Source organism: Salmonella sp. SG203, from assembly GCF_013350575.1.
In the GTDB taxonomy this organism is placed as follows: domain Bacteria; phylum Pseudomonadota; class Gammaproteobacteria; order Enterobacterales; family Enterobacteriaceae; genus Salmonella; species Salmonella enterica.
In genome coordinates this window covers 196,099-207,588 of record NZ_SNMT01000010.1, presented here as the reverse complement: position 1 = coordinate 207,588, position 11,490 = coordinate 196,099, and the positions used below count along the sequence as shown (strand labels likewise).

General features: G+C 54.1%; 10 protein-coding genes and 1 riboswitch. Of the genes, 5 read left to right on the top strand and 5 right to left on the bottom strand.

Annotation, left to right across the window (positions count from 1 at the left end):
* Positions 1 to 169: 169 nt before the first annotated feature.
* A complete protein-coding gene (gene ribB / locus HV477_RS16150; protein WP_001076978.1) occupies positions 170 to 823 on the bottom strand; it encodes a 3,4-dihydroxy-2-butanone-4-phosphate synthase in 654 nt (217 codons plus the stop codon).
* Positions 824 to 928: 105 nt separating this feature from the next.
* A riboswitch (FMN riboswitch) is annotated at positions 929 to 1,127 on the bottom strand.
* A gap of 132 nt (positions 1,128 to 1,259) precedes the next feature.
* Here ribB and ubiK point away from each other — a divergent pair.
* A complete protein-coding gene (gene ubiK, locus HV477_RS16145; RefSeq protein WP_000566825.1) occupies positions 1,260 to 1,559 on the top strand; it encodes a ubiquinone biosynthesis accessory factor UbiK in 300 nt (99 codons plus the stop codon).
* Between the two features lie 73 nt (positions 1,560 to 1,632).
* Here ubiK and glgS read toward each other — a convergent pair whose 3' ends face one another.
* On the bottom strand, positions 1,633 to 1,842 hold the full coding sequence (glgS, locus tag HV477_RS16140) for a cell surface composition regulator GlgS (RefSeq protein WP_000928927.1): 210 nt from the start codon (positions 1,840 to 1,842) through the stop codon (positions 1,633 to 1,635).
* A gap of 257 nt (positions 1,843 to 2,099) precedes the next feature.
* On the opposite strand from glgS, the gene HV477_RS16135 reads away from it, so the two are divergent.
* The 3 genes from HV477_RS16135 (at position 2,100) to HV477_RS28230 (ending at position 4,717) form a co-directional block, all read left to right on the top strand.
* On the top strand, positions 2,100 to 2,720 hold the full coding sequence (locus tag HV477_RS16135) for an OB-fold-containig protein (RefSeq protein WP_000171739.1): 621 nt from the start codon (positions 2,100 to 2,102) through the stop codon (positions 2,718 to 2,720).
* Between the two features lie 18 nt (positions 2,721 to 2,738).
* A complete protein-coding gene (locus HV477_RS16130) occupies positions 2,739 to 4,418 on the top strand; it encodes a flotillin family protein (RefSeq protein ID WP_000342878.1) in 1,680 nt (559 codons plus the stop codon).
* Positions 4,419 to 4,657: 239 nt separating this feature from the next.
* The gene (locus HV477_RS28230; protein ID WP_001804776.1) at positions 4,658 to 4,717 is read left to right on the top strand and encodes a type I toxin-antitoxin system Ibs family toxin; all 60 of its coding nucleotides are present in this window, start codon (positions 4,658 to 4,660) and stop codon (positions 4,715 to 4,717) included.
* A gap of 159 nt (positions 4,718 to 4,876) precedes the next feature.
* Here the strand turns inward: HV477_RS28230 and hldE are convergent, their stop codons facing one another.
* The 3 genes from hldE to HV477_RS16110 form a co-directional block, all read right to left on the bottom strand.
* Positions 4,877 to 6,310, bottom strand: coding sequence for a bifunctional D-glycero-beta-D-manno-heptose-7-phosphate kinase/D-glycero-beta-D-manno-heptose 1-phosphate adenylyltransferase HldE (hldE, locus tag HV477_RS16120; protein WP_000867682.1), 1,434 nt, complete (start codon positions 6,308 to 6,310; stop codon positions 4,877 to 4,879).
* 47 nt (positions 6,311 to 6,357) lie between these two features.
* Complete coding sequence (glnE, locus tag HV477_RS16115; RefSeq protein ID WP_023228390.1) at positions 6,358 to 9,201, bottom strand: bifunctional [glutamate--ammonia ligase]-adenylyl-L-tyrosine phosphorylase/[glutamate--ammonia-ligase] adenylyltransferase; 2,844 nt, start codon at positions 9,199 to 9,201, stop codon at positions 6,358 to 6,360.
* A gap of 117 nt (positions 9,202 to 9,318) precedes the next feature.
* On the bottom strand, positions 9,319 to 10,620 hold the full coding sequence (locus HV477_RS16110; protein WP_000046204.1) for an inorganic triphosphatase: 1,302 nt from the start codon (positions 10,618 to 10,620) through the stop codon (positions 9,319 to 9,321).
* Positions 10,621 to 10,861: 241 nt separating this feature from the next.
* Here HV477_RS16110 and HV477_RS16105 point away from each other — a divergent pair, with 241 nt between their 5' ends.
* Positions 10,862 to 11,476 carry a TIGR04211 family SH3 domain-containing protein gene (locus tag HV477_RS16105; protein WP_001125344.1) on the top strand — a complete coding sequence of 205 codons (615 nt, stop codon included), beginning with the start codon at positions 10,862 to 10,864 and terminating at the stop codon, positions 11,474 to 11,476.
* Positions 11,477 to 11,490 lie beyond the last annotated feature (14 nt).

Here is an 11,490-nt window from a genome sequence, read left to right as displayed (position 1 = left end):
CGGCTATTTTAAAGGATAGAGGATAATCGCGTTGGGTGCGTTTGAACTCAGTCATCATCACGTTCTCCGGATTTAAGTCTGGAACGTGTCAACGCTATTCAGGACGGGTCAAGGAATACAAAAAAGCCGATGACATCTCATCGGCTTTTTTCAACCATGATCCGTTCGATCAGCTGGCTTTGCGCTCATGCGCCTGGCGGTAAGCCACCAGATCTTCAATCGTGACCACCGCCATATTATGCTGGCCTGCAAACGCGATACACTCCGGCGCGCGCGCCATCGTCCCATCGTCGTTAGTCAACTCGCACAGTACACCTGCAGGTTTAAAACCGGCCAGCGTCATCAGATCGATGGTCGCCTCCGTATGACCGCCGCGCGTCAGCACGCCGCCCGCCTGAGCGCGCAGTGGGAAAACGTGCCCCGGACGGTTAAGATCGGACGGTTTTGCGCCATCCTTAATTGCCGCACGCACCGTAGTGACACGGTCAGCGGCGGAAACGCCGGTGGTCACGCCTTCTGCGGCTTCAATGGTCACGGTAAAACCGGTGCCGTAGGCGCTGGTGTTGTTTTCCACCATCATTGGCAAGTCGAGCTGCTTACGACGGTCTTCAGTAATACACAGGCAAACAATACCGCTACCGTGACGAATGGTTAACGCCATCTGTTCTACGGTCATCGTCTCTGCGGGGAAAATCATATCGCCTTCGTTTTCACGATCTTCATCATCAAGCACCATCACGCCGCGTCCTTCACGCAGCGCATCCAGTGCAAGTTCAACACGTTCAAAAGGCGTACCAAAAGAGGAAAGTAGCGTCTGATTCATGGTAAAAAAACCTCATTAACATTATGGTTACCAGAATCAGGGCAGTCTTAGGAGTGCCGACAAGCGGCAAAAAAATAACGTGAGCGGGTCCATGCCCGACTGGATCGTTACCCTCTCCCATCCGGACTTTAACCGTCGGCCCCGGAATTACACCGGATCTGCTGACCTTTTCGCTATGGCAAAAAGCGCTCGCGGGCTTTCAACCTGCTCTCCGCGTTCCGTCACGGCGCGCCGTGATGAGAAATGCGTTAAACATCGCTGATTTACCGCCGGTGGGGAATTTCGCCCCGCCCTGAGAATAAGCGGGTTAACTATAACGCTATTGATTACCTTCATCAACGCCTTTACTCCGTATGACGTCACACAATTCTGGTTTATGGCGTCCACATATCGCACTACAATAAGAGCTAACACTTACCAGTTCAGGGAAACCACAATGATTGACCCGAAAAAAATTGAGCAAATCGCACGCCAGGTTCATGAGTCAATGCCGAAAGGTATTCGCGAGTTCGGGGAAGATATCGAGAAAAAAATCCGTCAAACGCTGCAATCTCAGCTGACGCGTCTCGATCTGGTGAGCCGCGAAGAGTTTGATGTCCAGACTCAGGTCTTGCTGCGCACCCGGGAAAAACTGGCGCTGCTGGAGCAACGCCTCAGCGAACTGGAAGCTCGCGACAAGCCTGAAGAAGTAAAACCTGCGCCCGCCATCCCGCCAGTCGATCCACAACAAGAGTAAAAACGTGAACGGGCCTGACGGCCCGCTCATATAAGATCTGAATAATGCCCTGCGCCTGTAAAGGGAGCCTGCATTAGTGTTCTAATTCTAACCTTTTCGCCTGAGTCGCCTGCTGGCAGTAAAGCGCGTAACGCTTGCAAAACCAGTCGCGGTGCTCCTCGTCCATATTGCCGGTTACCGCCTGGATATCAACAGGACGCCCCTCCGCCTGCATTCTGGCAAAACTGCGCGCCAGAAAATCGAAATTATTTAGTGAATAGACGTTATTGTTGTTCATCAGCATACCCTCCAGTTATTGAATTCTGTTAAGGCTATATGCTTTTTCTGATTTCAGTATTTCCCTATATGTACGGCGGTTTTATACATAACGTGCGCAAATTTAATGCGCAAAATCACAATATTCACCAAAGATAACGACGGATAAATCGCTTTTCGGACTTAAGGAGATATGGGTCACATGATATTGTAACGCAGTGAAATAACAAGCATGAAAATTATCACGCGAACACCCTTCTGAAGGCGGCGACAAGGATAGAAAATATGACCTTATTTGCGGAGTATAACAGCCCCTATCTGTTTGCCATCGCGTTCGTTTTCTTTATCGGCGTGCTGGAGATGATTTCTCTGATTTTTGGCCACTTTCTTTCAGGCGCGCTCGACGCCCATCTCGATCATTATGACGCCCTGTCATCCGGCCCTGCGGGCCAGGCGCTTCATTATCTGAATATTGGACGCGTTCCCGCCCTGGTCGTCCTCTGTCTATTGGCCGGTTATTTCGGCCTCTTCGGTATCCTCATCCAGCATGGCGGGATCATGCTCTGGCAAGCGCCGCTCAGCAATCTGCTGCTGGTCCCGTTGAGCATTGTCCTGTCGGTCTTTGCCGTGCATTACAGCGGAAAAATCCTCGCGCCCTGGCTACCCAGAGATGAAAGCTCCGCCCTCCGGGAAGAGGAATTTATCGGCGGCATGGCGATTATTACCGGCCACGCCGCCGTCGCCGGAACACCTTGCGAAGGAAAATTTACCGATAAGTTCGGCCAGATTCACTATTTACTGCTGGAACCCGAAAAGGGAAAAGAATTTAAAAAAGGAGACAAGGTGCTGATTGTCTGCCGACTTTCCGCAACGCGTTATTTGGCTGAGCGTACCTTCTATGTTTAATTGAGAGGAACTTACATAATGGATGATGTTTTTGGCATATTGCCATCATGGATGTTTACCGCCATCGTGGCGGTTATCGTCTTACTAATTATCGGGATCATTTTTGCTCGCCTTTATCGCCGCGCATCTGCGGAACAGGCGTTTGTCCGTACCGGGCTTGGCGGGCAAAAAGTGGTGATGAGCGGCGGCGCTATTGTGATGCCAATCTTTCACGAAATTATTCCGATCAATATGAATACCCTAAAACTTGAAGTCAGCCGTGCTACCGTCGACAGCCTGATCACCAAAGATCGTATGCGCGTTGACGTGGTCGTCGCTTTCTTCGTACGTGTAAAACCCTCTGTTGAAGGTATTGCCACCGCCGCACAAACGCTTGGCCAGCGAACGCTGTCGCCGGAAGATCTGCGTATGCTGGTTGAGGATAAATTCGTTGACGCCTTACGCGCTACCGCGGCCCAGATGACGATGCATGAGCTACAGGATACGCGTGAAAACTTCGTTCAGGGCGTACAAAACACCGTTGCGGAAGATTTGTCGAAAAACGGCCTGGAACTGGAAAGCGTCTCATTAACCAACTTTAACCAAACGTCCAAAGAGCATTTCAACCCAAACAACGCCTTTGATGCCGAAGGTCTGACGAAACTGACGCAGGAAACCGAACGCCGCCGTCGTGAACGTAATGAAGTGGAACAGGATGTGGAAGTGGCGGTGCGCGAAAAGAACCGCGACGCGCTTGAACGCAAGCTGGAAATCGAGCAGCAAGAAGCCTTTATGACTCTGGAGCAGGAGCAACAGGTTAAAACCCGCACCGCCGAACAAAACGCCAAAATTGCCGCTTTTGAGGCCGAGCGCCATCGTGAAGCAGAACAGACGCGCATTCTTGCTGAGCGGCAGATCCAGGAGACGGAGATCGAACGTGAGCAAGCAGTACGGTCCAGGAAAGTTGAGGCCGAGCGTGAAGTACGTATTAAAGAGATAGAACAGCAACAGGTGACAGAAATCGCCAACCAGACGAAATCTATCGCCATTGCCGCCAAATCCGAGCAGCAATCGCAAGCGGAAGCGCGCGCCAACGACGCGCTGGCCGATGCGGTTCGCGCCCAGCAAAACGTAGAAACCACCCGCCAGACCGCCGAAGCGGATCGCGCCAAGCAGGTCGCTCTGATCGCCGCGGCGCAGGATGCGGAAACCAAAGCGGTCGAACTGACCGTTCGGGCAAAAGCAGAGAAAGAAGCGGCAGAATTGCAAGCCGCCGCCATCATCGAACTGGCGGAAGCAACGCGTAAAAAAGGTCTGGCGGAAGCCGAAGCGCAACGGGCGCTGAATGACGCTATCAACGTACTATCTGACGAACAAACCAGCCTCAAATTTAAACTAGCGCTCTTACAATCGTTGCCTGCTGTTATTGAGAAGTCTGTTGAACCGATGAAATCCATCGACGGCATTAAGATTATTCAGGTCGATGGCCTCAATCGCGGCGCGACGGCGGGCGACGTCGCCGCTGGCGGCGCTAACGGGGGAAACCTGGCGGAACAAGCGTTATCTGCCGCGCTCACCTATCGTACCCAGGCACCGCTGATCGATTCGCTGTTAAACGAGATTGGCATCGCTGGCGGCTCGCTAAAGGCGCTGACCACGCCGTTGGTTTCATCGGCAACGGATGAGATTAATCGCGAAGCAACGATAAAAGAGCAATAACCCCCCGCCATATCTCCTGTCCCTGGTCATAAGACCGGGGATTTTTTTATCTTTTTTCCACCTTGTCTGTACAAAGCGTTATGACCAGCAGGCCATTTTGCGTGGGCGATCCAGTAACGCAAAATCGGCGGGAGAAAGCCCTTGCGCCAGACAGGCCACTCACCAACAATCGCGATGTCAGCAAGGGGCTGAAACGGGAAAGCCCCTCCCGAGGAAGGGGCTTTAATAAGGAAAGGGTTATGATGCACCAGGTCATCATACTGATTGTTCTGTTACTGATAAGTTTCGCAGCTTACTAACAGACAATCAGAGGGGGGAGAGATCCCCTCTCACCCTTATTCCTTTACTTTAGGTCGAAAAAAAAGCAGCGTCAACCGCGAGATACGCGTCGAAACAAAATGTCCGACGCGCCTTCAAAATCAGCGCCCGCCGCGTCTGTAACGCCTGATGACGCGGTTTTACTTCTCGCTCTCGGTCTGGATCTTTTTGATGATATTGGTCGTGGAACAACCATCTTCGAAGTTCAGCACCATGACTTCACCGCCGTTGGCCCAGACCTCTTCGCTGCCCGCGATCTCTTCCGGCTTATAGTCGCCGCCTTTTACCAGCAGATCCGGCAGAATACCGGCAATCAGTCGTTGCGGCGTATCCTCTTCAAAAGAGACAACCCAGTCGACCGACTCCAGCGCGCCTAGCACGATCATACGCTGTTCGAGCGGATTAACCGGACGGCTTTCGCCCTTCAGGCGTTTAGTCGAGGCGTCACTATTGACCGCAACAATCAGGCGGTCGCCCAGTTTGCGCGCGTTCGCCAGATAAGAGACATGGCCCGCGTGCAGAATATCGAAAACGCCGTTGGTCATGACCACTTTCTCGCCACGCTTACGCGCGCTGGCGACGGCCTGTCTCAACTCCTCTTCGGTCATAACGCCGAAGCCGGTATCCGCGCGTCCGCGCACTGCGTTTTCCAGCTCAATAGGGGAAACCGTTGACGTCCCGAGTTTACCTACCACTACGCCCGCCGCCGCATTGGCGAAATAACACGCCTCTTCCAGGGTATTTCCCGCCGCCAGCGTCGCCGCCAGCACGCCGATCACCGTATCGCCCGCACCGGTAACATCATAAACTTCCTGCGCCTGCGTCGGCATATGTAGCGGCGCTTTATTCGGTTGCAGCAGCGTCATTCCCTGTTCGGAACGCGTGACCAACAGCGCGGAAAGGTCGTAATCAGCAATGAGTTTCATGCCGCGTTCAACCAGTTCGTCTTCGCTTTTACATTTCCCCGCGACCGCCTCAAATTCAGAAAGGTTTGGCGTCAGCAGCGTGGCGCCGCGGTAACGTTCAAAATCCGTTCCTTTCGGATCGATGAGCACCGGCACGCCCGCCTGGCGCGCCAGGGAAATCATAGTCTGCACGCTAGTCAGAGCGCCTTTGGCATAATCGGACAATACCAGCGCGCCGATCGATCCCAGCGCCTGGTTGATACGCTCATGCAACGGCTGCGGGTCCACCCCCTCAAAGCCCTCTTCAAAATCAAGACGAATGAGCTGCTGATTACGTGATAGTACGCGCAGTTTGGTAATCGTCGGATGCGTCGGCACCGAGACGAAGTCGCACTTCACATTGACCTCCGCCAGCGTTTTGCTCAGCGCGCGCGCGGCGTCATCAATACCCGTCAGGCCGACCAGACGGGCGTTCGCTCCCAGAGACGCAATGTTCATCGCCACGTTCGCCGCGCCGCCCGGGCGTTCCTCAACGGTATTTACCTTAACCACGGGCACCGGCGCTTCCGGTGAAATACGGCAAGTGGGGCCATACCAATAGCGATCCAGCATTACATCACCCACAACCATGACGCCTGCACGTTCAAACGCTGGCAGATTTACTTTCATTCCTGTCTCCTGAGAGATTCAAAATTTGCGCGCGATAATAGCATAATTCAAACGGCTACCAGCCACTTCCGCCAGCTTGCCTGCACCAGCGCGCGCTCTTTGCTAAAACACGTCTGCGCCACATGACCGGGAAGCTCCTGCAACGCCAGGTGGTGCAGTTCATCACGCAGTGTGGTGTAGGCTACCGTCAGCGCCTGCGCCTCGTGTTCATCCATAATGCCGTTTTGCGCCAGAAGCTCCAGGATGCGCACGTTATCAGACCAGCGCGTTAATTTAGGTTTTTCATGAGCGTAGCGCAGTACCAGATATTGCGCGATAAACTCAATATCCGTAATACCGCCTTCATCAGCTTTAATATCAAAACGATCACGATGCTTATTGCCGAGATGCGCCCGCATTTTCTCGCGCATTTCACGCACTTCAGTCTGCAATGTCTTGCCGTCGCGCGCCGTCGTCATGATAGTGCGGCGTACCGCATCAAACTGTGAGGTAAGCTGCGGGTCGCCATATACCACGCGAGCGCGTACCAACGCCTGATGTTCCCAGGTCCAGGCTTCATGCTGCTGATAATCGGCAAACGCGTCCGCTGAAGTCACCAGCATTCCCGCCGCGCCAGAGGGGCGTAGACGCGCATCCACCTCATACAAAATGCCGGAGGAGGTGCGCGTACTGAACAGATGCATAATGCGCTGCGCCAGGCGCAGATAAAACTGCCGCCCGTCGATTTCGCGTTCGCCGTTGGTCATGACGTCCATCGGACAGTCATGCAGGAAGATGAGATCCAGATCGGAACTGTAGCCCAGCTCCCATCCGCCCAACTTGCCATAACCGACAACCGCAAACCCCCGCCCCTGGCGCTCGTCCAGATGCGCTGGCTGACCATAACGCGCAACCATTTGCGTCCACGCCTGCTGCACCACAGCATCAATCATCGCCTCCGCCAGCCATGTGAGGTGATCGCTCACTTTCATCACCGGCAGCGTACCGGCAATATCCGCCGCCGCAATCCGCAAAAGCTGTGCCTGTTTAAACTGGCGTAATGCCTCCAGTTGTTGCTCTTCGTCTTCTTCCGGCACGCGCAGTAAATATTGGCGTAATTCGTCGCGGTAAGCGTCGGTAGCCGTCGGCTGATAAAGCGTGCCGGGGTCGAGCAGTTCATCAAGCAACAACGGATAACGCGCCAGTTGGCTCGCAATCATTGGCGAAGCGGCGCAGAGCATAATCAGGTGTTTCAGCGCGCCAGGAAATTCGCTCAGCAGCTCCAGATAGGTGGTGCGAGTGACAATCCCCGCCAGCAACGGCGTTATCCGCGATAGCGTAACAGCGGCGTCTTCGCGAGAGCAGACATCAGCAAGCAGGTGCGGCATCAGTTGGTCCAGCACTTGCCGCCCGCGCGGGCCGATAGGGCGTTTATCCAGTTCCTTACGGAAGTCAGCGATGAGGGTCAGAACTTGTCGCCGATCCTCATCGGCTAAATGCGCCAGCACTGGCGTCGAATCATCCTCCTGTAGCGCATCCTGCCATACTTCACGCCACGGCTCTGAACGTTCTTCCTCCTGCGGGGTATCGGCTTCATCATCGCCAATTAATTCGTTGAATACGCGGCGTACATTAGCCATATGATCCGTCAGTTCGCCAACAAGCTGCGGCCAGTTCTCCGCCTTCATTCCCCAGGCCAGCCGCGCCCGATTCAGATCGTCGGCAGGCAACGTTTGCGTCTGTTCGTCATTGATGCTTTGCAGCAAATTCTCCAGACGACGTAGAAAAAGATAGGCCACGCGCAGTTGCGCCACGTCATTCTCAGGCAGCAAATGCAGCGCAGCGATAGCATCCAGCGTTGGCAGTAACGAACGCGACTGTAGCGACGGCTCGCGCCCGCCGCGGATGAGCTGGAATACCTGCACGATAAACTCAATTTCCCGAATACCGCCCGCGCCAAGTTTAATGTTGTCTTTCAAACCGCGGCGTCGCACTTCGCGGGCGATCATCCCTTTCATATTACGTAGCGACTGGATGACACTGAAATCGATATAGCGGCGGAAAACGAAAGGCCGCAGCATGGCGCGTAATTCACGAGACCAGGCGTCGTCGTTATCGCCCATTAGCCGCGCTTTCACCATAGCGTAGCGTTCCCAGTCGCGTCCTTGCTCCTGATAGTAATCCTCCAGCGCGGCAAAACTCAGTACCAGCGGGCCGCTGTCGCCAAACGGTCGCAGGCGCATGTCCACCCGATAGACAAAACCATCCATTGTGGGCTGATCCAGCGCTTTGATCAGCCGCTGCCCGAGACGCGTAAAAAACTGGGCGTTATCGAGTTCACGACGCCCGCCCCGGGTCTCGCCATGTTCCGGCCAGGCGAAAATCAGATCGATATCAGACGAAAAATTCAGTTCGCCGCCGCCCAGCTTGCCCATGCCTAAAATCAACAGCGGCTGCGGAACGCCCTGCGGGTTACAGGGGGTTCCCCATTCGCGGCAACAGGCGGCATACAGCCAGTCGCGCGCCCCCACAATGAGCGTCTCCGCCAGATGGCTCAACTGTTGTAAAATAGTCTCATCGTCCACCAGCGACAGCGTCTGCGCCCAGGCGATGCGTACCATGATGCGACGACGAAAAAACCTCAGTTCACGCATCAGCGAGGCGTCGTCACAGACACCTGCCAACGCCTCCTGTAACCAGCCAGCATAATGTCGCCATTCATCAGCCTGCGGCGATGCGGATTCCAGTTCGGCAAGCCACTCCGGATGCGCTATCACGCTATCCAGCGCAAAATCGCTAAATGTAAGTACTGACTTCGCCTGCGCGCTAAGCGATGTCTCAGTAAATCCTTCTGGTAGGCGCTCAACAACGGTCTGCCAGTACTGCGATAAGGGTGAAGAGAGCGGCGTCATTTAGGGGATATCCTTTAAATAATGCCGGATGGCGGCGTTTCGCCTGATCCGGCCTACAAGTCCGCATACCGTAAGCCTGATAAGCGCAGCGTCATCAGGCGCTTTCTACGGTTCTGATTATCGTTTTCCGCTGTGCAACCAGAACGGCTGCTGGTTAATGGCCTCATTACGGAAATGTTCAATTTCAATACGTTGTCCGGTAAGAATGGCGTGACGCAATCCCTGCCAGTTTTCCAGCCATGCCTGCGCGACCATCGCATCATAATACCCGGCCAGCAGTAAAACGCTGTCGATATCGCGAGTCAAACGCGGCAACTGGTCGCGATACTTATCACCCAGCGGTTGTCCAAAAACTTTTTTTAATTCAGCAGCATGACGAGAAAGATGAATGTCGGCGAAACGCTTAAAAGAATCGGCCATTTTGGCCTGCGCCTTCGCGTCCAGAAATGGCTGCCAGGCTTTCGTCACCAGCCATTCCGTCAATGCCAGTTTCGCCATCGCCGTTTGCGTACTATAAACGGCTGTGACGGCGGACACCGCGGATGTCATCGTCGCTTCCGCCTGGGTAAGTAGATCACGTAAGTGAGCGCTCGCTTTACGTGGAACAATGCCACCAAAAAGCATTAAGGCATGGCGCACTAATCCCATAGCATCCAGCACGTGTTCTTTCGCCGACTCGTCGCCGCGCAGCCAGAGCTCTTCATGGTACTGCCACTGTGACAACGCCAGATCCAGCGAGGCCTCCAGCCCTTGCTCTACCGTGGCTTTCGCGGCAGTCCGCAGAATTGCCGTTGGTGTATTCTCTCGCGGCGCATTCCCCTGCGCCAGGTGATAACCTCGCGCCGCCTTACTCAGACTGCCCTGACGCAAACCGGTTTGCGACAGCAGTTGCTTCGCCAGTTTTAACACGGCGCGCGTATCGCCGCGAAGCAACTCAAGCTCCAGCTCACAAATCGGTTCGGCAAACTCGCCCGCTTTTACGTCGCCAAGATCGAGCGCAATTTCAATCCTGCTGCCGTCAACGTCCAGACACCATTTTTCCCGGTAAAAATCGGTACTGAACAGCGGCTGTACGTTTGATGCCAGGCCAGCGGGCAGGTTGCCATCAGGCCAGACCTCCGCCGGAAGTTGCGTCAGATCCAGCACGGGTTCGCTTAGCGCGACATTGTATTCGGGTCGCTGGTGCAGCCCGCCCGTTACCCGGCCGGCAATTTTCATGGTCATTTCATAGCACCCATTTTCACCACGAATACGCAGCCCCATATCATGGCGGCGTAGCCAGTTATCAGGCGTTTCGAAGTAGATATTCAGCAACTGGCTGGGCGCATGATGCTCGCCGCCGAGCGTATGAAGATGATTTCGCAGCGCATCTACGGCGTCGTGATTGACGATAAACTTTAATTCGATTTCCTGAGCCATGGCCTTGTACTTATGGGTTATGTCACATCTGGGAAGATTCTTGGCGAACTTACCCGCATTATTTTTGTCAGTAGATAGTATTTTGCGCCAAATTGCCATGCAACGAGCAATTTGACGGGCGTAAAAGTTTGACGTAGCGGCAAAGGCGACACAGATGATTCCGATTGATGTCGACTACTTTGCGTAGCGACACTGATGCCGTTACTATCGTTCCACTTTCTCTGACAATAACGACAGCCTGATGCCAAAATTACGCCTGATTGGACTAACTTTACTTGCGCTTAGCGCCACCGCCGTCTCTCATGCTGAAGAGACGCGTTACGTTTCTGATGAACTGAATACCTGGGTCCGCAGCGGTCCGGGAGATAATTATCGCCTTGTGGGTACCGTCAACGCCGGCGAGGAAGTCACGCTCTTACAGAGCGATGCCAACTATGGTCAAATTAAAGACAGTTCTGGTCGTACTGCCTGGATACCGTTAAAAGAACTGAATACCACGCCAAGCCTGCGTACCCGCGTGCCGGATCTGGAAAATCAGGTCAAAACGTTGACCGATAAACTCAACAATATTGATACCACGTGGAATCAGCGCACCGCCGATATGCAGCAGAAAGTGGCGCAAAGCGACAGCGTCATCAACGGGCTAAAAGAAGAGAACCAGAAGCTGAAAAACGAGCTGATTGTCGCGCAGAAAAAAGTTAGCGCCGCGAATCTGCAACTGGATGACAAACAGCGCACCATTATTATGCAGTGGTTTATGTATGGCGGCGGCGTATTGGGTATTGGCTTGCTGTTAGGGCTGGTGCTGCCGCATATGATCCCAAGCCGTAAACGCAAAGACCGCTGGATGAACTAAATCGCCTTCTCTGC

Coding starts and splice junctions, on each gene's coding strand:
- hldE (WP_000867682.1), bottom strand. CDS start 6,310: ATGAAAGTAAATCTGCCAGCGTTTGAACGTGCAGGCGTCATGGTTGTG.
- glnE (WP_023228390.1), bottom strand. CDS start 9,201: ATGACGCCGCTCTCTTCACCCTTATCGCAGTACTGGCAGACCGTTGTT.
- HV477_RS16135 (WP_000171739.1), top strand. CDS start 2,100: ATGACCTTATTTGCGGAGTATAACAGCCCCTATCTGTTTGCCATCGCG.
- HV477_RS16105 (WP_001125344.1), top strand. CDS start 10,862: ATGCCAAAATTACGCCTGATTGGACTAACTTTACTTGCGCTTAGCGCC.
- HV477_RS16130 (WP_000342878.1), top strand. CDS start 2,739: ATGGATGATGTTTTTGGCATATTGCCATCATGGATGTTTACCGCCATC.
- ribB (WP_001076978.1), bottom strand. CDS start 823: ATGAATCAGACGCTACTTTCCTCTTTTGGTACGCCTTTTGAACGTGTT.
- HV477_RS16110 (WP_000046204.1), bottom strand. CDS start 10,620: ATGGCTCAGGAAATCGAATTAAAGTTTATCGTCAATCACGACGCCGTA.
- glgS (WP_000928927.1), bottom strand. CDS start 1,842: ATGCTGATGAACAACAATAACGTCTATTCACTAAATAATTTCGATTTT.
- ubiK (WP_000566825.1), top strand. CDS start 1,260: ATGATTGACCCGAAAAAAATTGAGCAAATCGCACGCCAGGTTCATGAG.